The sequence below is a fragment of the Paraburkholderia caffeinitolerans genome, from assembly GCF_902859945.1.
GTDB lineage: Bacteria > Pseudomonadota > Gammaproteobacteria > Burkholderiales > Burkholderiaceae > Paraburkholderia > Paraburkholderia caffeinitolerans.
Window position 1 is genome coordinate 1 of sequence record NZ_CADIKL010000031.1, and the last position, 21,704, is coordinate 21,704.

Consider the following 21,704-nt stretch of genomic DNA (forward strand, 5'->3'; position numbering starts at 1 on the left):
ACCACGAGCTTTCTCAGGTGGGCTTGGGTGGCTCCATCCAGTTTTCGGGCATCAGGTTTTGTCTTCATGCCCATATAACGCACCACGCACTATTTGGTGCACACGTCAGTATGTCACGCTGATTCTGCGCGTGGCCGCGGACGACCGCCGCGCGCCGCTGTCGATCCATGCGTCGGAATTCGGCTCCGCGATGCCGCTCGGCGGCCCCGAGTCCTATAACAATTACTATTACTCGCTCGATCCGTTCATCGGCTTGCCGTCCGACCGGGTTGTGACCGTCGACGAAGTGTTCGGCAGCACCGGTTGGCAGTCGAGCGAGTTGTACAAGCAGTTCCTGAAGCCGCACGACGTCCGGTACATCCTTGGCGCGGACCTGCGCACGTCGTCAATGGTCGAATGCCGTTTCCGCGTGTGCCGCAACCACGCATCGACGCAATTCTCCGAGCACGACAAGGCGTTTTGCGGGCTGTTGCTGTCGCACCTGAAGCGTGCGATCGAATTGCATTCGCGGCTCGACAGCGTCGAAGTCGAACGGTCGATCTACGCGAACGCTGTTAACCGCATGGAGATCGGCACGATCACGCTGGATGAGAGCGGCGTGATCATCGACGCCAATGCGGTCGGCAACGAAATCCTGGGCGATGGCGACGGTCTGCGCATGGCACGCGGCATGATCGAGGCGACAGACGGACAGGAGAACCGCAAACTGCAGAGGCTGATCCGCATGGCGGTGATGGGACATCACGCCGCTGCGGCTGCAATCGTCGAGGCGATGCCGATCACGCGCAGCCATGATCGGCCTCGTCTTGGGCTGCTCGTGCGCACCGTGCTGCTGTCGGACTGGTCGGAAGACAACAAGCGGCGGCCGGCCGTTACGCTGTTTCTGCGCGATCCGGATCGCAAGCCGCAAGGCGCACAGGAAATGCTGCGCAAGCTGTTCGATCTGACGCCCGCGGAGAGTGCAATCGCGTTGCTTTTGATGAACGGACTCACGCTCGAGGAAGCGGCCGAGGAATCGGCGATCAGCAAAAACACCGCACGCTCCCATTTGCGTTCGATCTTCGCGAAGACGGGCGCCACTCGGCAGGCGACGCTCATACGAATCCTGCTAGGCAGCATCGTGCCGCTCGGCTGATGCTTGCCGCGTGATCGTCAGAAATACAACGTAATACGAAAATAATCCAACTTATTCGTTTTTATAATTCACATTATGCATATAATGGGGAATTGACTGGATGGGAGTGAGCGATACACTATCCAGACCGCAGCGCCGCGTGAGGCACCACCAGGCGCATCCCAAAACGCGACCCAAAACACCCATCAGGAAGCTCGATGAGCACGGAAATCTCCCTGCCGGCCCGGTATGCCTCAGCGCTCCAGCTACGCGCAGCCCAGACAGGCGGCGTCGGCGCGAACCAGGGCGACACCGCGCGCCGGCAGATCCGCGCGGAAACCGACCTGGAAGCCGTTTCCCTGTGGCTGGCCAACTATGTCGACAGCCCGGCCACGCACGCGAACTACCGCAAGGAAGCCGACCGTCTGCTGCTCTGGGCACTCGCGGAGGCCCTCAGCGGACCGGGCATGATCGTGCAGGAGGACCTGCGTCTGTTCCGGGCCTTCCTGGCGGCGCCCGACCGGAGCAATCCGATCTGGACGGTGATCGCCGAGCTCAAGCCGGTATCGTCCCTGACGCACGAGGACCTGGCGCGCTACCGGCAATTCCTCGCCGATCCCCAGCCGGCCTCAACGTGGGTCACGGAAGGTGGCGCCCGATACGCCACGGACGATCCGCGCTGGCGCCCGTTCGCGGGCAGGCTCGAGCCGGCCAGCATCAAGCAGGCCGTCGTGATACTCGACAGTATGTTCGGCTGGCTGGTCGAGGCCGGCTACCTGCGCGGCAATCCGCTCGGCCTGCTGCGGCAGCGCCGGCGCCGGCCGGCCCAGCGGGTCACGCGCTATCTGCCGGCCGTCATGTGGCAGCACGTCAAGGACTATGTGGCCGCCATGCCGGAGGAGGATCCGCGGCAACAGCGCGAGAAGGCGCGTGCGCGGTGGCTCACCACCCTGTTCTATCTGCTCGGTCTGCGGATCTCGGAGGTCGCGGCGGGCACGATGGGCAACTTTGTGCGCGAGCTCGGCACCGACGGCACGCCGCGCTGGTGGCTGGAGGTCGTGGGCAAAGGCCTGAAGTACCGGCGTATCCCGGTTTCCCAGGAACTGCTCGCCGAGCTGATGCGTTATCGCCAGGCGCATGGCCTGGGGGCGCTGCCGGCCCGCAATGAACTGACGCCCCTGCTGCTGCCGTTTCGCCAGCGCGCGGGCAATGCCTCAGGCGAAGGCGTCGACCGCAAGACCGTGCATAACGCGATCAAGGCGGTGTTCGCCAAAGCGGCGGACTGGACTGAGGCCCGGGGCGGCGAGTATGCGGATCACGCGGACCACATTCGCCAGGCGTCCGCGCACTGGCTTCGGCATACGGCCGCGTCGCACATGCTGGACAACGATCTGGATCTGCGCACGGTGCGCGACAACCTCGGGCACGATTCGATCAACACCACCAGCCAGTACGCGCATGAAGAGGATGATCGCCGCCACGATGAGACGACCGGAAGTCATCGGATGAACTGGCGTTGATTCCCGGTGAGCGGACAGTCCGGCTCGGCCAGGTACCGGGCGCAGCCGTCACGCGCACGGCGCCCCACTACCCCAGGGTGCGCCGCGCGACAGCAGGACATCGAAAACGCGGAACTTATTTTCCGTAGATGTCGAAATCAAAATACTTTCGGGCGACCTTGTCGTACGTGCCGTCCTTGTGCATGTCGGCAAGCGCCTGATCGATCTTCTCCTGCAGATCGGCATCGTCCTTGCGCATGCCGATGGCTGTGCCGTTGCCAAGAATCTTCGGGTCGTCAAGCGCCGTGCCGACGAACGCGAAGTCCTTGCCACGCGGCGTGTTCAGGAAGCCGAGATTGGCATGCACCTGGTCCTGCACGGACGCGTCGAGCCGGCCCGAAATCAAGTCTGCATAGACCAGATCCTGGTTCTGGTAAGGGACGATCGTAGCGCCAGCCGGCTCCCAGTGCGCACGCGCGTAGGTCTCTTGAATCGAGCCTTGCTCCACGCCAATCCGCTTGCCCTTCACGCCTTCCGGCGTGGGCAGAATCGTTGCGCCCTTTCTCGCGACCATGCGGTCAGGCGAATGTGCGACTTTTGTCGAGAAAGCGATTTGTTGCTCACGTGCGGCGGTTTTCGACATCGTTGACAGAATGGCGTCGAATTTTCGCGCCTTCAGCGCAGGGATCATGCTGTCGAAATCTTGCTCGACCCACACGCACTTTGCGTGCAAATGCTGACAAATTTCGTTGCCGAGATCGATGTCGAAGCCAACGAGTTGGCCATCGGGCGCTTTTGATTCGTAGGGCGGATAGCTCGCGTCAACGCCGAAGCGGATCGTAGACCAGGTTTTCGCCTGTACACCCGTTGCCGACGCAGCGAACAGGGCAACAATCAGGGCTGCAGAAATTCTTTTCACTTCAACTCCTCGTGGAAATAGGGAAATTTAATTTTGTTGTGTGCGCATCGTACGGCGATGCGCGCAAGACTATATAAGTTACTTCGATATCCTTATCAAGCATGGATTATACCAACGGCGCTTATCCATCGAGTCCATAGGCGCGCTGCGCCAGCGCGCGTGCCAGCACGTCAGCCGGATCGACCAGTGTCCACGCTCGCGCCTCCTCCACGAACGGCAGCGCGAGCGGGATTTCCGTGCAGGCCATGACGAGGGGCAGCGCGCCATGCCGCCGATGCAGCGCGCTCGCCACCGCGCCAAAGCGCTCACGGGCGATATCGGGCCTGCCGGCCTTCACGCCTTCGTAGATCCCTTCCATCAGCGCCTGTCGTTCCTCGGGCCGCGGCAGCACGCACTGGATACCGCTTTCATCGAAGGCATCCTGATACAGCCCCATCCGGTAAGTACCCTGGGTAGCCAGCAAGACCGCCGCGTCCACGCCGCCGGCCCGCAGATGGGCGGCCGTTTCCTTCGCGATATGCAGCAGCTCCACGCCACCCCGCCCGCGCTGCAACGCGGCGTGCCAGGCGTGCGCGGTATTGCAGGCAATCGCGATCGTTTGCGCACCCACGGCGGCGAGTTGCGCGATTGCGCGCTCCATGCCTTCGAGGGGCTGCGGCGCGTCGCGCTCCAGCAAGGCGCGGCTGCGGTCCACCACCGGGACCTGCACGAGCCAGTGCTCCGGAAATGCCTGGTCGACGATTGGCGCACCGGCCGCGCGCAGATGCCTTTCGCAAGCCTCGAGGAAAAGCCTGACGAAATCGACGCCGGCAGCAGGCCCCATGCCGCCGAGAATGCCGACCGGATGGCCTTGCGGCCGTGGCGGGTCTTGGCCCGCCGCGGTTGCGGGACAATGGCCTCCGGGTGAAAAGGGAGCGGTATTCATCGGTTGTCTCCGGCTCTGCTCCAGGGTTAGCCCTAGTGAAAATCAATTTTCTATATATATATTCTGGCGAAAATCTACTTACATGCGCAAGCCCCAAACCGAATCATTGCCGCCGATGAGCCAGTCCGACCTTTCCGTAGTCGAGCGCATTTCCGAGATGCTGCCGGTCTTGAGCGACGCTCACCGGCGCCTCGCCGACTATGTGCTCGCCAAGCCGTTCAAGGTCGCCGTCATGACGATCGACGAGTTCGCGAGCGCGTGCGAGGTGTCCAACGCGACGGCGAACCGCTTCGTGCGCCGGCTGGGCCTGCCGGGCTATCCGCAGTTCCGGGCGTTGCTCGCGCAAGGCTTCGAGGACGCGCTCGCGCCCGTCGAGCGTCTGCGCCTGGAGCGTTCCCGAACCGCGTCGGCCGCGGACATTTTTGCGGCTTCGCTGTACGAGGACCAGCGCAATTTCGAGCTCACCCGCATGTCGCTCAGTGCTGAGCAGTGCGAAAGAGCCGTGCAGGCGGTGATTGACGCGCAACGAATCTTCATCATTGGCTTTGGTTCGAGCGGCTATCTCGCGGGCCTCCTGCAGCGCAACCTCGCGGTGCACTGCAATCTGGTCCAGAGCCTGGCCACGCTCGGCGGCGTATCGGAAGCGGCGCGCCAGGCGTCGCGGCTGCGCAAGGGCGATCTCGTCATCGCCATCTGCTTTCCGCGCTATCTGGCCGACACGGTCACGCTGGTGAAAACCGTGCGCGCCAACGGCATCGGCGTGCTTGCGCTGACCGACAAGCCCACCTCGCCGCTCGCCACGCACGCGGACATCTGCCTGTACGCGCGCAGCGAGCGCCAATACCTGTCGAACTCGGAAACGGCCGTGCTCGGCCTGATCGAGGCCTTGTCGGCGGCTGTCGCGCACCGCTGCGCCGATTCACTCAAGGACGTGGCTCAACTGACCGAATCGGTCATGCCATGGCTCACTCATAGGGACGACAAAGCATGACTCATGCGGCACAAGCGGCACAAGCGGTACTCGCGATTCATGGCGGCGCCGGAGCAATGGCGCGCGCCGAAGCCTCGGACGAGGCGCGCAAGGCTTACGAAACGGCGCTGGCCGAGATCCTCACGAATGCCGGACGCATTCTGGAGCAAGGCGGCAGCGCGCTCGATGCGGTGACCGAAGCGGTGCGGCTGCTCGAGGAATGCCCGCTCTTTAACGCTGGCCACGGCGCGGTGTTGACGAGCGCCGGCACGCATGAACTCGACGCCGCGATCATGGACGGCCGCGACCTGAAAAGCGGCGCCGTCGCGGGCCTGAAGACCGTGCGTAATCCGGTGCTCGCCGCGCGCGCGGTCATGGAGCACAGCCAGCACGTGATGTTCGTCGCCGATGGCGCCGAGGCGTTCGCCCAGGCTCAAGGGCTCGAGCGCGTGGCGCCGGAATTCTTCTCGACGCCGCTGCGCCGCGAACAGCTCGAACGCGTGCAACGCGCGGAGTCCGGCCAAACCGCGCTCGATCACGACGCCGGCGCAAGCGGCGGCGTGCCGCTCTCGTTCCCCGCCGACGGCCAGAAGGACGCGCCGCTCGACGAAGACCGCAAGCTCGGCACGGTGGGCGCCGTGGCGCTCGACGCGCACGGCAATCTGGCCGCCGCCACCTCGACCGGCGGCATGACCAACAAGCAGCCCGGCCGCGTGGGCGACTCGCCCATCATCGGCGCGGGCTGTTATGCGAATAACCGCACCTGCGCGGTTTCCACCACCGGCACCGGCGAAATGTTCATCCGCATGGTCGTGGCGCACGACATCTCGGCGCGCATGGAGTACGCGGGCGCCTCGCTCGAAGAAGCCGCACATACGGTGGTACACGAAAAACTCCTGCAAATCGATGGACGCGGCGGCCTCGTCGCGGTCGATGCACAGGGCAATGTCGCCATGCCCTTCAACACCGAGGGCATGTATCGCGGTTTCATCCGCGCCGGGCACGCCCCCGTCGTCGCGATTTACGCATAAATCGAACGCCGACTTTCCTCGATCCCCAGCTTTCCGGCAGAAGCCTACGATGAGACACACAGTCGCCCCATTCGCGGACATGCCGCAAAACCGCGTCGTTCAGGTGAACGAACTGAACGTCGAATTTCGGGGATCCGAACGCACGGTCCACGCGGTCAAGCAACTTTCTTTCCATGTCGATCGCGGCGAGACGCTTGCCGTCGTCGGCGAGTCGGGCTCGGGAAAGTCGGTCACGTCGCTGGCGCTCATGCGGCTCGTGGAATATGGCGGCGGCAGCATCACCGGCGGCCAGATGGCGCTGCGCCGGCGCAACGGCGAGATTGTCGATCTCGCACAATGCCCGGCGCAGCAGATGCGCTCGCTGCGCGGGGCCGATCTCGCGATGATCTTCCAGGAGCCGATGACGTCGCTGAACCCGGTGTTTCCGGTCGGCGAGCAGATTGCCGAGTCGATCCGCCTGCACCAGGGCCGCTCCAGCCGCGAGGCGCGCGCCGAAGCCCTGCGCATGCTCGACCAGGTGCGTATTCCCGACGCGGGCAACGTGCTCGGGCGCTTTCCGCATCAGTTGTCGGGCGGCATGCGCCAGCGCGTGATGATCGCCATGGCGCTGGCCTGCAAGCCCGCGCTGCTGATTGCGGACGAGCCCACCACGGCGCTCGACGTGACGGTGCAGGCGCAGATTCTCCAGCTGATTCGCGAATTGCAGCGCGAGATGAACATGGGCGTGATGTTCATCACGCACGACATGGGCGTCGTGGCCGAGATGGCCGACCGCGTGCTGGTGATGCTGCGCGGCGAACCCGTGGAAGCGGGCGAGGCGCAGCAAGTGTTCGACCAGCCCGCGCACCCCTACACGCGCGCCCTGCTGGCCGCCGTGCCGCGTCTTGGCTCAATGCGCGGCACGGACCAGCCCGCGCGCTTCACCCTGCTCGACAGCGGCAATCCCGCGAGCGAGACGGCGCAGCCCTCCCCCGCGGCCCCTGCGGCCAGCGACGCCCAAGCCGCCGAACCGATTCTGAGCGTGCGCGACCTGACTACGCGCTTCGATATCCGCACCGGCCTGCTCAGCCGCGTGACGCGCCGCGTGCACGCCGTTGAAAAAGTCAGCTTCGATCTGTATCGCGGCGAAACGCTCTCGCTGGTTGGCGAGTCGGGTTGCGGCAAGTCCACCACGGGCCGCTCGCTGCTCCAGCTCGTGCAAAGCCAGGCCGGCCGCATCGTCTTCGAGGGGCAGGAAATCAGCGGCCTGCGCGGCACGCAACTGCGCAACCTGCGCCGCAACATCCAGTTCGTTTTCCAGGACCCGCTGGCCTCGCTGGACCCGCGCCTGAGCGTCGGCTACTCGATCATGGAGCCGATGCGCATCCACGGCGTGTATCCAGGCGACGAGGCCGAAAAGCGCATGCGCTACCTGCTCGAACGCGTGGGCCTGCCCGCGGACTCGGCGCAACGCTATCCGCACGAGTTCTCGGGCGGCCAGCGCCAGCGCATCTGCATCGCGCGCGCGCTCGCCACCCATCCGAAAGTCGTGATCGCCGACGAATCGGTTTCGGCACTTGACGTGTCGATCCAGGCGCAGATCGTGAACCTGCTGATCGACCTGCAACGCGAAATGGGCATGGCCCTGCTCTTCATCTCGCACGATATGGCCGTGGTCGAGCGCATCAGCCACCGCGTGGCCGTCATGTATCTGGGGCAGATCGTCGAAATCGGCTCGCGCCGCGACATCTTCGAAAATCCTCAGCATGCCTACACGAAACGGCTGATGAGCGCCGTGCCGGTTGCGGACCCGCGCCGCCGCCATCTCGATCGCAAGCTGTCGTCGGGCGAGATTCCGAGCCCCATCCGCAAGGTGGGCGACGAGCCCGTCGTCGCGCCGCTCTTGCAGGTCGGCGAGAACCACTATGTCGCGCAGCACGCGATTGCCGCGCAGTTTTGATACACCATCCGGTTACGAGGAGCAAAAACGATGCGAACCTTTCGCGCGAAACAATGGGTCGGGGCCGCTGCGCTGGCCTTCGGTGTTTTCACGGCGCCGCTGGCGATGGCTGCGAAGGACGTGACGGTCGCCGTGCCGATCACCATCGATTCGCTGGACCCCTACAACACCAACTCGACGCTCGCCCAGGCGGTGGGCAAGGCCTACTACGAAGGGCTGTTCGCATTCGACAAGGATCTCAAGGCCCAGCCGCTGCTCGCCGAAAGCTATACCACCAGCCCCGATGGGCTCGTGTACACGTTCAAGCTGCGCCATGACGTGAAGTTCCAGGACGGCACCGATTTCAACGCCGAGGCGGTGAAGGTCAACCTCGACCGGGTGCTCAACAAGTCCAACGGCCTCGCGCGCTATAACCAGTTCAACCGCATCAAGTCCGTGGACGTGGTGGACCCGTACACGGTCAAGATCACGCTGACCGAGCCGTTCTCGGCGCTCATCAACGCGCTCGCGCATCCTTCGGCGATGATGATCTCGCCGGCCGCGCTCAAAAAGTGGGGCAAGGACATTGCCTTCCACCCGGTGGGCACGGGACCGTTCGAGTTCGTCGAGTGGAAGCCTGCTGAATACCTGAAGGTCAAGAAGTTCGCCGGCTACTGGCGCAAGGGCTACCCGAAGGTCGATACGCTCACCTTCCGCACGGTGACCGACAACAATACGCGCGCCGTGGTCGTGCAAACGGGCGAGGCGCAGTTCGCCTTTCCCGTTCCGTATGAGCAGGCCCCGATCCTGAAGGCGAACGCGAAGCTCAATCTGATCGTCAATCCGTCGATCTTTGCGAACTACGTGTCGCTGAACGTGCAGCAAAAGCCGTTCAACGACGTGCGCGTGCGCCAGGCCATCAACTATGCGATCAACAAGGACGCGCTCTCGAAGGTGGCCTTCTCCGGTTACGCATTCCCCTCGCAGGGCGTGGTGCCGCAGGGTGTTGCGTTCGCCGACAAGATGGCGCCGTGGTCCTACGATCCCGCCAAGGCGCGCGCCTTGCTGAAGGAAGCCGGCTACCCGGACGGCTTCACCACCACGCTGTGGTCGGGCTATAACGACGGCACCTCCGCCAAGGTCGTGCAGTTCCTGCAGCAACAGCTCGCGCAGGTCGGCATCAAGACATCGATTGAAATGCTGGAGTCGGGTCAGCGCGTGCAGCGCGTGCAACAGGTGCAGGACGCGAAAACCGCGCCCGTGCGCATGTACTACGGCGCCTGGTCGGCGTCGACGGGCGAGGCCGACTGGGCGCTGCGTCCGCTCCTCACGACCAATGCCTGGCCGCCCGTTTTCTACAACACGGCCTACTACTCCAACCCCGCCGTGGATAAAGACGTGGCCGATGCGTTGCTGACGACCGATACCGGCAAGCGCCAGCAACTCTACGCGGATGCGCAGCAGCGCATCTGGAAGGACGCGCCGTGGGTGTTCCTGACCACCCAGCGCAACCTGTCCGTGGAGAACAAGAACCTGAGCGGCTTCTACGTGATGCCCGACGGCTCGTTCAATTTCGGCGACGTCGATCTGAAGCAATAAGCCGCTCGCCTCCCCTGTCGCGAAGCGCCGCCGGCTCAAACCGCCTGCGCTTCGCCCATACGGTCTTCCCATGCTTGCCTATATCGTCAAACGGACCCTGGGCGCCATCCCCACGCTGGTGCTCGTCACGATCGCCGTTTTCCTGTTCGTCCACGTGCTGCCCGGCGACCCCGCGCGTCTCGCAGCAGGGGCGGAAGCGGACGAAGCGACCGTGACCCTCGTGCGCCATCAGCTCGGCCTGGACCTGCCGCTGCCCGAGCAGTTCGTGCGCTATTTCGACAACATGCTGCATGGCGACCTCGGCGAATCGCTGCGCACCCGGCGCCCCGTGTCGCGCGAAATCGCCGAGCGCTTCATGCCGACCTTCGTGCTCACGCTGACCAGCATGGTGTGGTCCGTGCTGGTTGGACTCGTGATCGGCGTGATCTCGGCGGTCTGGCGCAATCGCCCGCCCGACGCGATCGGCATGACGCTCGCGGTGTCCGGCATTTCGTTTCCGGCGTTCGCGCTCGGCATGGTGCTGATGCAGATCTTCTCGGTGCAGCTCGGCTGGCTGCCTTCGATCGGCGCGGGTTCCTGGCGCAACTACATCCTGCCCTCGATCACGCTCGGCGCCGGCGTGGCGGCCGTGATGGCGCGCTTCACGCGGGCCGCGTTCGTCGAGGTGATGAAAGAAGACTACGTGCGCACCGCGCGGGCCAAGGGGCTTTCGGAGCGCATCGTCGTCGTCAAGCACACCTTCCGCAACGCGCTGATTCCCGTTGTCACGATGATGGGGCTGCAGTTCGGCTTTCTGCTCGGCGGCTCGATTGTCGTCGAATCGGTGTTTGCCTGGCCGGGCATGGGCAGCCTGCTGGTCGACTCCGTGAACATGCGCGATTACCCCGTGATTCAAGGGCTGATCCTGCTCTTCTCGGTCGAATTCATCGTGATCAATATCGTGGTGGATGTGCTGTACGGACTGATCAATCCGGCCATCCATTACAAGTGAAGGATGCGAACATGAGTCAAGTCCAAACCCCGGCGCTTGCCGCGAACGCCGCGCCGGCCGGCCGCGTGCGCACCCCGGCACGCGAATTCTGGCGCAAGTTCCGCAAGCAGAAGCTCGCCCTCCTTGCAGGCGCCTTCGTGTTGTTGCTGCTCGCCATCGCGATCCTCGCGCCCTGGATCGTGCCGTTCGATCCGGAGAACTACTTCGACTACGATGCGCTGAACGCGGCGCCTTCGTGGGTCCACTGGATGGGCGTGGATGCGCTCGGGCGCGACGAGCTGAGCCGCATCATCATGGGCTCGCGCATCTCGCTCGCGGCGGGCTTCGTGTCGGTCGCGCTGGGCGCGGTGGCCGGCACCGTCATGGGTCTGCTGGCCGGCTACTACGAGGGCTGGTGGGACCGCATCGCCATGCGCATCTGCGACGTGCTGCTCGCCTTCCCCGGCATCCTGCTCGCGATCGGGGTGGTGGCCGTGCTGGGCTCCAGCATGGCCAACGTGATCATCGCCGTGGCGGTGTTCAGCGTGCCCGCCTTCGCGCGGCTCGTGCGCGCGAGCACCCTCTCGATCAAGCACATGACCTATATCGAGGCCATGCGCAGTGTGGGCGCGTCCGACTGGGTCATCCTGTTCCGCCACATTCTTCCGGGCACGATCTCGCCGATCGTGGTGTACGGGACCATGCGCATCGGCACGTCGATCATCACGGCGGCGAGCCTCTCGTTTCTCGGCATGGGCGCGCAGCCGCCCACGCCGGAGTGGGGCGCGATGCTCAACGACGCGCGCGCGGATATGATGCTCGCGCCACACGTGGCGATTTTTCCGGCGCTCGCGATTTTCCTGACCGTGCTCGCGTTCAACCTGCTCGGCGACGGCCTGCGCGACGCGCTCGACCCGAAACTCGATCGATGATTCCCCACGACTCCGGCGCGAGTCATCCGCATAACCAACCCATGTCCGTACAACAACCGCCGGCCCACGCGGCTGGCTTTTCCTCCCCTGGCTCCGGCGACGCGCCGCGAGTGGGCGTGCTTCCTTCGGGGCCGCGCGATTCGATCGGCGACGTGGCGGGCGTGCGCGTGGGCCACGCGACACTCCAGGACGGCGCGCATCAGACCGGCGTGACGGTGGTCGTGCCACACGAGCACGACGCCTTCCTCCACAAGACGCCGGCCGCCGCCGCGATCATCAACGGCTTTGGCAAGAGTGTCGGGCTCGTGCAGCTGGACGAGCTTGGCGTGCTCGAAACGCCCATTGCGCTGACCAACACGTTCTCCGTCGGCACGCTGGCCACCGCACAAATCCGCGCCGCCGTGAGCCGCCATGGCGAGATCGGTCGCAGTTGGCCGACGTTGAACCCGCTCGTGTTCGAGTGCAACGACGGCTACCTCAACGACATTCAGGCGATGGCGGTCGGCGCGGAGCACTACGCACAGGCCTGCGACGCCGCCGCGCCGGAGTTCGCGCAAGGCTCGGTGGGCGCGGGGCGCGGCATGAGCTGCTTCGGCCACAAAGGCGGCATAGGCTCGGCGTCGCGCGTCGCCACGCTCGCAGACGGGCGCGCCTTCGTTCTTGGCGCACTCGTGCTCGCCAACTTCGGCCGCCTGGAAAACCTCACCATTGCCGGTCAGCCGCTGGGCCGCAAACTCGCCGCCCTCGAAAGCGAAACCAAGGGCGAAACCGAGGGCGATCACCGCGGGCCGGAGAAAGGCTCGATCATCATGATCCTCGCCACCGATGCGCCGCTCGATGTGCGCCAGCTTGCTCGCGTGGCGAAGCGCAGCGCCGCCGGGCTGGCCCGCATGGGCTCGGTCTACGGCCACGGCAGCGGGGACATCGCGCTTGCCTTCAGTACGGCCTACCAGATTCCGCATTTTCCCGACACGCCGATGCCGGCGATGAGCATGCTCCACGAAACGCACCTGGACGCGCTGTTCGAGGCGTGCGCCGAGGCCGTGGAGCAGGCCATCGTGCATGCCATGTGGCGCGCCGCTTCGGTGACGGGCCGCGACGGCCACCACCGCCGCTCAATAACGGAGGCCGTGCCCGACTGGCGCCGCCTCTTCGACACGAACTCCAGCGAGAACTGAGCTTTGAAGATTCTGATTTCCACCGATATCGAAGGCGTGGCGGGCGTCACGCACGCCGAGCAAACGCACAGCGGCAACCCCGAATACGAACGCGCGCGCGCGTGGATGACCGAAGAAGCCAACGCCGCCATCCGCGGCGCGTTCGAGGGCGGCGCGACGCAGGTGCTCGTCAACGACTCGCACGGCAGCTTTCGCAACCTGCTGCTGGACCGGCTCGATGCCCGCGCGCAAACCATCACCGGCAAGCCGCGTTATCTCAGCATGATGACCGGCGTGGATCTCGGTTGCGACGCCGTCTACATGGTTGGCTATCATTCGCGCGCGCAAACGCAGGGCGTGCTCGCACACACGATCAATAGCTTTGCATTCCGAAATGTATCGGTGAACGGCCAGGCATTCAGCGAGGCGCATCTGTATGGCGCACTGGCCGGCGAATTCGGCGTGCCGGTGGCGCTGCTCAGCGGCGACGACGTATTCCTCGCGGAGACGGCCCCGGCGTTTCCCGGCGCAATCGGCGTGCAGACCAAGCGCGCGCTGGGCAACGGCGTGTGCCTGAGTCTCGCGCCGGAACGCGCCTGCACCCTGATCCACGAGGCCGCGAAGGCAGCCGTCGCGAACATCGCGAACCTGCGGCCGTTCAAAGTCGCGGGCCCGATCGAGTGCGAGCTGACGACGCAAACGCCGGCGTTGGCTGACCTGTTCTGTCAATGGCCGCAGTTGCAGCGCACCGAGGCCAGCGCACTGCGCTTTAGCGCCGAGAGCATGCAGTCCGCGGTGCGGATGCTCAACTCCCTCTCGGCCATGTCGTTCATGTTGCGATAAGACCGCCCTCACCCATTGCGCAACGCCTCAAAAGGCGCAACCATTGCACATACACTCGGCAATGGAGGGGATATGGGTTGGGAGGGCAAGGAAATTCAAGGGCTGTCGTGTGAACGTCTCGCGCGAATCGAGCGTTTCCTCGACGACAACTACGTTGCCGCCGGCAAGCTGGCCGGCACCGTTACGCAGGTGTGGCGGCGTGGCGAGCTTGCCGTGAACTCGGTGCTGGGCCTCGCAGACCGCGAGCGGCAGACGCCGATGGCCGAAGATTCGATCTTTCGCATCTACTCGATGACCAAGCCCATCACGTCGGTGGCAGTCATGATGCTGGTCGAGGAGTGCAAGATCGCGCTCGACGATCCCGTTAGCAAGTACATCCCCGCTTGGGAAAAGCTAGGCGTTCACGCGGGCGGTTTCATGGAGAGTTTCCAGACCCGTGCCCCCGCGCGCCCGATGCGCGTGGTCGATCTGCTGCGCCATACCTCCGGCTTGACCTATGGGTTCCAGCAAAACACCAACGTCGACGCCGCCTATCGCAAGTTGAAGCTGGGCGATATTGCGACGGCAGGCACGCTGGAAGACATGATCGAGAAACTGGCCACGTTGCCGCTCGAGTTTTCGCCGGGCGAAGCGTGGAACTATTCTGTTTCTACGGACGTGCTCGGCTATATCGTCGGCAAAGTCAGTGGTATCGCGTTCGAGGATTTTTTGAAAACGCGCATATTCGATCCGCTCGGCATGGTCGACACGGCCTTTTACGTTCCGCCGGAGAAGCTGTCCCGCTTCTGCGCCTGCTACGCCATTGGCACGCTCGGCTCGAAGGTCGTATCGGCGCAAGCTCCGACGCTGCAGGACGATCCACGCACCAGTTCGTATCGCGAGCCGCCGGCCTTTGTGTCGGGCGGTGGCGGCCTCGTTTCGACGGCGGCGGACTACATGCGTTTTTCGCGCATGCTGCTGCGGGGTGGCGAGCTCGACGGCGTGCGGCTGCTCGGACCGAAGACCGTGGAATTGATGACCGCCAACCACCTGCCAGGCGATGTCGATCTGCCGCGCCTGTCGCGCTCGATGTTCAGCGAAGCCAACTACGAAGGCGTGGGCTTTGGCCTGGGTTTCGCTACGACCCTCAAGCCGGCGTCCACGCTGACGCCAGGCAGCGCGGGCGACTTCTTCTGGGGCGGCGCGGCCAGCACGTTCTTCTGGGTCGACCCGCGCGAAGACCTGATCGTGCTGTTCCTTACGCAACTCTTGCCGTCGTCTGCGTACCCGGTGCGGCGGCAATTGCGCACGCTGGTCTATAGCGCGATTACCGAGTGCGGCGCGAGGGGTGCGCGATAAATCATCGGACCGTGCAACGTGGCGCAACGCCAGGTTTGACTCTGTGCTCGTCGAGCGGTCGTACGAGGCAGACTGGCCGAAGAGAGCATGTGCGGTCCCCGGCCGCGCTTGCTCAGAATGAGTGATACATCCCCACCGTAATCAGCAGTTGCCGCGACGAACTTGAATCGACCCCGGCGCCGGGAATCTCCGCAATCGCCGTACGCCCCACCACCTGGCCGCTCGCGTTCAGCACCGGCGCGATACCGTCTCCACCCGCCTTCTGAAAAACCGCCACGCCGTACAGACTCGTGCGCTTCGACAGCGAATAGGTCAGCCCGAGATTGATCTGCTGGAAATTCGGTTTGAGGTCCTGATAATCTGCTTTGCCCGCGTTATAGATATAGGCGGCGCCGCCGAGCAATGCCGGCGTGAACTGATACGTGACGCTCGCCTCGTAGCTGTTCATCGTGAAGTCGCTGCCGGTGCCCGCATTCGCGAAGCCGTTGGCCACAAAGTACTGGCTCTGGTCGAGCGCCGTGTGTGCGAAGTTCAGTGCGAGCGTTGCATGACCGAGCGCGTACGAGCCGCCGGCCGTAAACGACTTCATCGATTTCGCGTCCTGTAGCGCAACGTAGCGTCCGAGCGAGCCGACGTAATTGCCGTTCGACGTGTACACGCCGCCGGTTCCGTCGGGCGAGGTCGCCGGGTTGCGGATGTCCAGGTAGCCTGCCGCCAACGCGAACGGCCCATGCGTGTACATCGCCGCGAGCGACCACACCTGGTTGGTCGACATGCTGCCCGGAACGCCGCCGAAGCTGTACAGGCCCGACACCTGCAAGCCGCTCCACGTCGGGCTCACGTACTTGACCGAGTTGTTGATGCGGATCGACTGGTTCAGGTTGTCGAGATCGCCGAAGTGGGAGCCGTAGCCCGTCGCGAAGTTATTGCTGGACGGGAAATAGCCGACCGTCTCGGACGGCGTATCGTATTGACGCCCGAGCGTCAGCGTGCCCCATTGCGGGTTCGTCAGACCGGCAAACGCTTGCCGGCCGAACATCACGCCGCCCTGCCCCAGATGGCCGTTCTGGATGTTGAAACCGTTCTCCAGGGTAAAGATCGCCGCGCTGCCGCCACCCAGATCCTCGCGCCCTTTCAAACCCCACATATTGCAGCCCGGCGGCCCGCAGGTATCGCCTTCCCACACGTGACCGTTGCCGGTGTTGTTGACCATCGTGATGCCGGCGTCCACGCGGCCATACAACGTGACGCTGCTTTGTGCGTGGGCGGAAATGGACAACGCGGGCAACGCGGCCAGCACGGCAGCGCAGAGTCCGGTTAGCTTGATGGCTTTTCCAGGGCGGTGACGTTTAATGCTTTTTCCCACGGATATCTCCACTGTGTCGTTGTTGGTTCTGTGCGACTGTTTGAGCCGGATCCATTCCGGTGACGCGCCGTTCCAGCCTGCTCACGGTTGCGTTGCGTTGAGCCCGTTCACGGCCTGGGCGGACGAGCCGGCGGACGGGAACGCCACCCGCACCGCGCTGTGCGACGGCTGCGGCGTCAGCAAGCTCACACCGAAGGTCACCACAGCATTGATCGCCATCGCGATCAGCCCTGGCTCCCATTGCGGCACGGCGCTGGACCAGAACTGCGCGGCGAACGGCGCGAGCAGTGCGACGAAGCCGGCGACGAGCCCCGCGAGTACGCCCAGCGCCGTCGTGCGCCGCCACAGGAAGCCGAGGAACACACCGGGCGCCAGCATGCCGATTGCCGAATAGGCATCGAGCAGGATCTTCACGAGCGAGCCCTTCTGGCTGATCGACAGCCACACCGCGATCGCCGCGAATGCCACTAGCGAGAAGCGCGACAGGCGCAGGGACGTCCGCTCGTCGAGCCGCTCGCGAAACGGCCCGACCACGTTGCGGGTGAAGATCGAACCGGCGGTCAGCAACAGCAACGCGCCGGGGGCCAGCGCGAGCAGAAAGCCGGTGCCCGCGACAAAGCCGACGACGGGCGCCGAATAGTGATCGGAAACGAATTGCAGCAAGGCGGCGTTCAGGTTGTTGCCAGGCGGCTTGGTACCGGCAAGCAGCGCCGCGAAGCCGAGCAGGATGATGCAGAAGTACGCGAGCGAATAAAGCGGTTGCCAGATCGCGTTGCGGCGGATCGCGGTGCCGCTCGCCGAGGTATAGGAGATCTGGAACAAGTGCGGGAACACCCAGTTGCCAAGCGCGATGTTCAGCGACGACGTCAGCAGCCAGATGGCGGTGGTCGGCGAAGTGTGATCGAGTCCCGGCAGCCGGCCGATGCCCGGATGCAACTGCTCCGCGCGCCTGAAGATATCGGCGATCGACAACGCACCGACTTTGCTCGCCACCGTCGCGCACAACAGCACCACGACCGCGATCATCAGCACGTCCTTGACGCCGGCCGCGAACGCCGCCGAGCGCACGCCGGCAACGAACACGAAGGCCACCATCAGCAGGCCGGCGATGATGGTCGCGGTCTGCGTCGAGACGAGTCCGTCGAGCGTCAACTGCACGATCAGCCCGAGGCTGACGAGCTGGATTTGCACATAGACGATGAGCGACGCAATGCCAATCACGCCAGTCAGGACGCCGAGCCAGCGCGCGTCGTAGCGTGCCGCAAAGAAGTCCGCCTGGGTCACGAGCCGCCGTGCGCGCCCGGCCCGCCAGATCTTCGGCATCAGCCAATAGCCGAGCGCGTAACTGAGCGACACCGAACAGAACGCGAGATACGCGGGTGCGCCAAGCGCCCACGCATAGCCCGAAATGCCGAGCACCGCAAAGGTCGTGTAGACCTCGCCGGCATTCATGAACCAGAAAATCAGGGTGCCGAGGCTGCGGCCACCGACTGCCCAGTCGGCCAGCGTATGGCCTTTGCGCGTCACGCGGCCGTAGCAGAGCGCGCCGCTCACAGTGGCTAGCAGGATAGCCAGGACGATGGCCAGTTTCATTGGGCATCCTCCGTCAGCTGGGCAGCGGATGTCGCCGCGATGAATGCCGCCTCTTCGTCCTCGACGCCCCGGCTACGATCGAGGCGGAACACGAGCGCGATGACCGCGCTGGTCAGCACGATGCCGGCCATCTGCCACAACATTGGAAAAGGCAAGCCGAACGGCGTCCACGCGACATCGTTGATCGCAGGCGCCAGGCCGGCCTGCCAGATGAACGGGATGGCCAGCAGCCAGCGATAGGTGCGACGCGCCGGAACGGCCGTTATCTGCATCTGACTCATCACATACCCCATGTAGAGTTTTACTGCACAACACTGCGCGAAGTGTCTACTGGTAATGCACAAACCGCAAGCAGAAAAAAACAAAACCCGCGTGCTACAGGATATGTTTACCCCTATGAATAGGGGTTATGGTTGGAGCCATAAGAATTTCACCAGCAACGTTGACGTCAGGTTTGTGTGCACTTAGACTGCACATAACCGTAAGACGGCACTACACAGCATCGAGGTGAAAAGATGATCGGCGAACGCCTTAAGGAATTGCGCACGCTGCACGGCATGTCATTGCGCCAACTCGCGGCGCAGGCGGACGTGTCGGCCACGCTGCTGAGTCAGATCGAGCGATCGGTCACCGATCCGAGTCTCGACACCATGCGGCGTCTCGCAGCCGTGTTCGGCGAATCGGTGTCGTCGCTATTCGCGGCGGCGACGGTGTCGTCGGTGTCGATCAGCCGTCCCGGCAACCGCTCGATGCTGATCGCCCCGCAAGGCCGCGTCAGCTACGAACGCCTGACGCCTGGCAACGGCCAGCTCGAAGTGCTGCGCGCGGTGCTGCAGCCCGGCGAAATGTCCGCCGACGAGCCGCGCGGCCATCCCTCGTCCGAATGCGTGTACGTCATCGCCGGCAGCCTGATCGCGCAAATCGACGGCGTCGACTACACGATCGCGGCCGGAGAAAGCGTTTCTTTCGACGCTCGCCTGCCTCACCGGTACCGCAATGCGTCGGCGTCGGCGACCGAAATCATCCTGTCGGTAACGCCCCCCAACCCCTGATCGATCGGACCTAACGTCATGTCTCAAGCCGACTCGCCATCCGGCGAATTCAATCTGTACGACCTGCGCGTCGAAGTGGTCGCCCCCGAGGGCGCGAAGCTGTACTGCGGCGCGAAGGTCGGCGACTTTTTCGAGCTGCGCGGAGAGATGCTGCATCTGCCGCCCGGCCAGGGTTTTTCGCTTTACTCGCTCGCGGCACTGCTGCCGCTCTTGCCCGCCAAGCAGCGCAGCACCGACCCGAGCGACTGGATGTCGACCGACGCCGAGGTCGCCTGCCCCGATCCGAACTGCCCGTCGCGCTTCCGGATATCCCGTGTCGGCACCCGCAAGTTCAAACACGCGGATACCACCGCGGTCAGGCTGAGCAACGAGGAAAACCCATGACCCAGATTCAGACTACCGAACTCGCGCCCGGCTATTCGATCTCGAGACTGATCAAGGGGGGCTGGCAACTGGCGGGCGATCACGGCGATGTCGACCAGGCCGGCGCACGCGACGACATGGCCGCTTACTACGAGGCAGGCATCACCGCGTTCGATTGCGCAGACATCTACACCGGCGTCGAGGAGATGATCGGCGCGTTTCGCCGCGACTATCAGCAGCGCCACGGCACGGCCAGTTTGCAGAAGCTGAAGGTGCACACCAAGTTCGTGCCCGACCTGTCGCTGCTGGCGACCATCGACCGCGAGCAGGTCGAGCAGATCATCGACCGTTCTCTCGCGCGGCTGCACACGGATCGGCTCGACCTGGTGCAGTTTCATTGGTGGGATTATTCGGCGCCACGTTATCTGGAGGTTGCCGGCTGGCTCAAGGATCTACAGCAAGCCGGCAAGATCGATCGCCTTGCCGCGACCAATTTCGACACCGCGCGTACCGCGCAACTCGTGGATGCCGGCATTGCGCTTGTCAGCATGCAGGTGCAGTACTCGCTGCTCGACCAGCGGCCCGCGCGGCAACTCGCCCAGTACGCACGAGAGCATGGCATCCGCTTGCTGTGCTATGGCACCGTGGCCGGCGGCTTCCTGTCGAAGCGCTGGCTCGGCGTGGCCGAGCCCGTTGAGATCGCGAACCGCTCGCTCGTCAAATACAAACTGATCATCGATGACTTTGGCGGGTGGGACCTGTTCCAGGCACTCCTGCAAACGCTCGACAAGATCGCGCTGAAGCACGGTGTATCGATCGCGACTATTGCAACCCGCTGGGTGCTTGATCAGGATAACGTAGCAGCGGCGATCGTCGGCGTGCGCCGCGGCGATCACCTTGCCGAGCACACCCGCGTGTTCGGCGTCTCCCTCGACGACGAAGACTGGCGCGCGATTGCTGCGATCCATGCGCGGAGCCCGGGGCTCGAAGGCGATGTGTATGGGCTCGAGCGTGACATCCACGGACGTCACGGCCGGATCATGAAGTATGAGTTGAACAAGGGCTAGGCGCTCGGCTGCGTCTGGGGCGGTACGCGCCGCCCGCAGCAGCTCGCGGCGCCGATTGATCAGCATGCCGAAGCGCTTGCGTGGAGCTTGCCTGCTGTATCCAGACGGAGCGCCAGGAAATTTTTGTCGACACTACTATGCCGCCGACTATAATGCCGGGTGGGTAAATTCGACGAATATCGCTTCCGCTTTGCGCCATGGCCCGAAATAAAACACAAAACCTGCCCGATCTTTCCGCACTTCTTACGCCAAAGAATTCACTCATGCTGGCCGTCGAGCGAGCTGTACTGCGCGGGCAGGATTGGGCGGCCGCATCGGTGCCGATTGCGGAGCAGATCGCTGCCCGGCTGGCCGGGGTCATTACGCTTGATTTGGTGAAATCCGGGCAACGCCTGCTGGAAGCGGATATCAGCGAAGTGTTGCACGTGAGCCGCGCGCCCGTTCGCGAAGCGCTGCGCATACTCGAGCGGGATCGCCTGGTGGAGTTTCAGGCCCGGCGCGGGGCGATCGTGACGGCGCCCGACGAGAACGAGCTTCGGGATATTTTCCGCGTGCGCAGCGTCCTTTACATCACGATGCTCGAACAGGTCGCACGCGAGAATCCCTCGGAGCTCGAGGCATTGTTGACCGAATATGTACCGAGGCTAGCCAAGGCGGCCGACGAATCGGTGGACGCCTATGCCGTGGAAAGCTTCCAGTTGAATTTCGCCACCATCAGTCTGTGCAATAACCGGCTGCTGGTCGATATCCTGCACTCCATCTCGTTGCGCACGTTCCGTTATGTCCGGCTGGGACTGGTGGCGGCGCCTCAATCGATGCGCGCATCCCTGAAAGTCTGGCGCGCGCTTCAGAAGGCCGCCGTCAAGCGAGACAGCGAGCTACTGCTGGGTCTAGCCGCCTCGCGCCTGGACGAGGCACGGGATGCGGCTGTTAGTGCGATTGCCGCAAGATCGGCTGGCGGCCGAAGCACGCGTGCTTCAAAAACCCCGCTTGCCAAGGGGAAAGCCGTTCCTGCGCAATAGGCGGCTCTCTTGGGTAATACCTTGGC

The 21,704-nt window shown here is 64.2% G+C and carries 19 protein-coding genes and 1 pseudogene; 15 read left to right on the top strand and 5 right to left on the bottom strand.

Translation table 11 applies throughout. The annotated features are described in order from the left end of the window. Positions 1-94: 94 nt before the first annotated feature. A pseudogene (locus HV773_RS25280) lies at positions 95-1,135 on the top strand (helix-turn-helix transcriptional regulator); the annotation flags it as partial. Positions 1,136-1,332: 197 nt separating this feature from the next. After that, positions 1,333-2,634, top strand: coding sequence for a tyrosine-type recombinase/integrase (locus tag HV773_RS25285; RefSeq protein ID WP_175197033.1), 1,302 nt, complete (start codon positions 1,333-1,335; stop codon positions 2,632-2,634). Positions 2,635-2,749: 115 nt separating this feature from the next. On the opposite strand, the gene HV773_RS25290 is transcribed toward HV773_RS25285, so the two are convergent. Then, the gene (locus tag HV773_RS25290) at positions 2,750-3,532 is read right to left on the bottom strand and encodes an ABC transporter substrate-binding protein (RefSeq protein WP_175197034.1); all 783 of its coding nucleotides are present in this window, start codon (positions 3,530-3,532) and stop codon (positions 2,750-2,752) included. Between the two features lie 121 nt (positions 3,533-3,653). Beyond that, positions 3,654-4,457: an aspartate/glutamate racemase family protein gene (locus HV773_RS25295; protein ID WP_175197035.1), complete on the bottom strand. Its 804-nt coding sequence runs from the start codon at positions 4,455-4,457 to the stop codon at positions 3,654-3,656. A 115-nt stretch (positions 4,458-4,572) separates the two neighbouring features. Here HV773_RS25295 and HV773_RS25300 point away from each other — a divergent pair, with 115 nt between their 5' ends. The 9 genes from HV773_RS25300 to HV773_RS25340 all read left to right on the top strand — a co-directional run bounded on the left by HV773_RS25300 (position 4,573) and on the right by HV773_RS25340 (position 15,215). Next, a complete protein-coding gene (locus HV773_RS25300) occupies positions 4,573-5,448 on the top strand; it encodes a MurR/RpiR family transcriptional regulator (RefSeq protein ID WP_175197101.1) in 876 nt (291 codons plus the stop codon). After that, entirely contained in the window at positions 5,445-6,458 is a 1,014-nt protein-coding gene (locus tag HV773_RS25305) for an isoaspartyl peptidase/L-asparaginase family protein (protein ID WP_175197036.1), read from the top strand. The genes HV773_RS25300 and HV773_RS25305 overlap by 4 nt, the downstream gene beginning before the upstream one ends. A gap of 49 nt (positions 6,459-6,507) precedes the next feature. Then, positions 6,508-8,397, top strand: coding sequence for a dipeptide ABC transporter ATP-binding protein (locus HV773_RS25310; RefSeq protein ID WP_175197037.1), 1,890 nt, complete (start codon positions 6,508-6,510; stop codon positions 8,395-8,397). 30 nt (positions 8,398-8,427) lie between these two features. Continuing rightward, positions 8,428-9,975 (top strand): glutathione ABC transporter substrate-binding protein GsiB, encoded by a 1,548-nt coding sequence (gene gsiB / locus HV773_RS25315; protein WP_175197038.1) that lies wholly within the window; start codon positions 8,428-8,430, stop codon positions 9,973-9,975. 70 nt (positions 9,976-10,045) lie between these two features. Beyond that, positions 10,046-10,966, top strand: coding sequence for a glutathione ABC transporter permease GsiC (gene gsiC, locus HV773_RS25320; protein ID WP_175197039.1), 921 nt, complete (start codon positions 10,046-10,048; stop codon positions 10,964-10,966). An 11-nt stretch (positions 10,967-10,977) separates the two neighbouring features. Continuing rightward, positions 10,978-11,877: a glutathione ABC transporter permease GsiD gene (gene gsiD, locus HV773_RS25325; protein WP_175197040.1), complete on the top strand. Its 900-nt coding sequence runs from the start codon at positions 10,978-10,980 to the stop codon at positions 11,875-11,877. Positions 11,878-11,918: 41 nt separating this feature from the next. Then, positions 11,919-13,055 (top strand): DmpA family aminopeptidase, encoded by a 1,137-nt coding sequence (locus HV773_RS25330; protein ID WP_217481937.1) that lies wholly within the window; start codon positions 11,919-11,921, stop codon positions 13,053-13,055. A gap of 3 nt (positions 13,056-13,058) precedes the next feature. Next, positions 13,059-13,877 carry a M55 family metallopeptidase gene (locus tag HV773_RS25335; RefSeq protein WP_175197042.1) on the top strand — a complete coding sequence of 273 codons (819 nt, stop codon included), beginning with the start codon at positions 13,059-13,061 and terminating at the stop codon, positions 13,875-13,877. 72 nt (positions 13,878-13,949) lie between these two features. After that, positions 13,950-15,215 carry a serine hydrolase domain-containing protein gene (locus HV773_RS25340; RefSeq protein ID WP_175197043.1) on the top strand — a complete coding sequence of 422 codons (1,266 nt, stop codon included), beginning with the start codon at positions 13,950-13,952 and terminating at the stop codon, positions 15,213-15,215. 112 nt (positions 15,216-15,327) lie between these two features. Here the strand turns inward: HV773_RS25340 and HV773_RS25345 are convergent, their stop codons facing one another. The 3 genes from HV773_RS25345 to HV773_RS25355 all read right to left on the bottom strand — a co-directional run bounded on the left by HV773_RS25345 (position 15,328) and on the right by HV773_RS25355 (position 18,455). Then, positions 15,328-16,581: a porin gene (locus HV773_RS25345; RefSeq protein WP_175197044.1), complete on the bottom strand. Its 1,254-nt coding sequence runs from the start codon at positions 16,579-16,581 to the stop codon at positions 15,328-15,330. An 81-nt stretch (positions 16,582-16,662) separates the two neighbouring features. Continuing rightward, positions 16,663-18,174 carry a sodium:solute symporter family protein gene (locus HV773_RS25350; protein ID WP_175197045.1) on the bottom strand — a complete coding sequence of 504 codons (1,512 nt, stop codon included), beginning with the start codon at positions 18,172-18,174 and terminating at the stop codon, positions 16,663-16,665. Further along, positions 18,171-18,455 (bottom strand): DUF3311 domain-containing protein, encoded by a 285-nt coding sequence (locus tag HV773_RS25355; protein ID WP_217481938.1) that lies wholly within the window; start codon positions 18,453-18,455, stop codon positions 18,171-18,173. Before HV773_RS25355 ends, HV773_RS25350 begins: the two co-directional genes overlap by 4 nt. 234 nt (positions 18,456-18,689) lie before the next feature. Here HV773_RS25355 and HV773_RS25360 point away from each other — a divergent pair, with 234 nt between their 5' ends. From HV773_RS25360 to HV773_RS25375, 4 genes are all read left to right on the top strand, one after another. Next, on the top strand, positions 18,690-19,226 hold the full coding sequence (locus tag HV773_RS25360) for a cupin domain-containing protein (protein WP_175197046.1): 537 nt from the start codon (positions 18,690-18,692) through the stop codon (positions 19,224-19,226). 18 nt (positions 19,227-19,244) lie between these two features. Further along, positions 19,245-19,610: a TIGR04076 family protein gene (locus tag HV773_RS25365; protein ID WP_175197047.1), complete on the top strand. Its 366-nt coding sequence runs from the start codon at positions 19,245-19,247 to the stop codon at positions 19,608-19,610. Beyond that, entirely contained in the window at positions 19,607-20,656 is a 1,050-nt protein-coding gene (locus HV773_RS25370; RefSeq protein ID WP_175197048.1) for an aldo/keto reductase, read from the top strand. The genes HV773_RS25365 and HV773_RS25370 overlap by 4 nt, the downstream gene beginning before the upstream one ends. Before the next feature lie 197 nt (positions 20,657-20,853). After that, a complete protein-coding gene (locus HV773_RS25375) occupies positions 20,854-21,678 on the top strand; it encodes a GntR family transcriptional regulator (RefSeq protein WP_175197049.1) in 825 nt (274 codons plus the stop codon). The last annotated feature ends 26 nt before the right edge of the window (positions 21,679-21,704 follow it).

What these genes read in the sequence shown, in the direction of transcription:
- HV773_RS25330 (WP_217481937.1), top strand. Translation starts at nt 11,919, where the DNA reads ATGTCCGTACAACAACCGCCGGCCCACGCGGCTGGCTTTTCCTCCCCT.
- HV773_RS25305 (WP_175197036.1), top strand. Translation starts at nt 5,445, where the DNA reads ATGACTCATGCGGCACAAGCGGCACAAGCGGTACTCGCGATTCATGGC.
- HV773_RS25375 (WP_175197049.1), top strand. Translation starts at nt 20,854, where the DNA reads ATGGCCCGAAATAAAACACAAAACCTGCCCGATCTTTCCGCACTTCTT.
- HV773_RS25355 (WP_217481938.1), bottom strand. Translation starts at nt 18,455, where the DNA reads ATGAGTCAGATGCAGATAACGGCCGTTCCGGCGCGTCGCACCTATCGC.
- gsiB (WP_175197038.1), top strand. Translation starts at nt 8,428, where the DNA reads ATGCGAACCTTTCGCGCGAAACAATGGGTCGGGGCCGCTGCGCTGGCC.
- HV773_RS25310 (WP_175197037.1), top strand. Translation starts at nt 6,508, where the DNA reads ATGAGACACACAGTCGCCCCATTCGCGGACATGCCGCAAAACCGCGTC.
- gsiD (WP_175197040.1), top strand. Translation starts at nt 10,978, where the DNA reads ATGAGTCAAGTCCAAACCCCGGCGCTTGCCGCGAACGCCGCGCCGGCC.
- HV773_RS25300 (WP_175197101.1), top strand. Translation starts at nt 4,573, where the DNA reads ATGAGCCAGTCCGACCTTTCCGTAGTCGAGCGCATTTCCGAGATGCTG.
- HV773_RS25285 (WP_175197033.1), top strand. Translation starts at nt 1,333, where the DNA reads ATGAGCACGGAAATCTCCCTGCCGGCCCGGTATGCCTCAGCGCTCCAG.
- HV773_RS25360 (WP_175197046.1), top strand. Translation starts at nt 18,690, where the DNA reads ATGATCGGCGAACGCCTTAAGGAATTGCGCACGCTGCACGGCATGTCA.
- HV773_RS25340 (WP_175197043.1), top strand. Translation starts at nt 13,950, where the DNA reads ATGGGTTGGGAGGGCAAGGAAATTCAAGGGCTGTCGTGTGAACGTCTC.
- HV773_RS25365 (WP_175197047.1), top strand. Translation starts at nt 19,245, where the DNA reads ATGTCTCAAGCCGACTCGCCATCCGGCGAATTCAATCTGTACGACCTG.
- HV773_RS25295 (WP_175197035.1), bottom strand. Translation starts at nt 4,457, where the DNA reads ATGAATACCGCTCCCTTTTCACCCGGAGGCCATTGTCCCGCAACCGCG.
- gsiC (WP_175197039.1), top strand. Translation starts at nt 10,046, where the DNA reads ATGCTTGCCTATATCGTCAAACGGACCCTGGGCGCCATCCCCACGCTG.
- HV773_RS25350 (WP_175197045.1), bottom strand. Translation starts at nt 18,174, where the DNA reads ATGAAACTGGCCATCGTCCTGGCTATCCTGCTAGCCACTGTGAGCGGC.
- HV773_RS25370 (WP_175197048.1), top strand. Translation starts at nt 19,607, where the DNA reads ATGACCCAGATTCAGACTACCGAACTCGCGCCCGGCTATTCGATCTCG.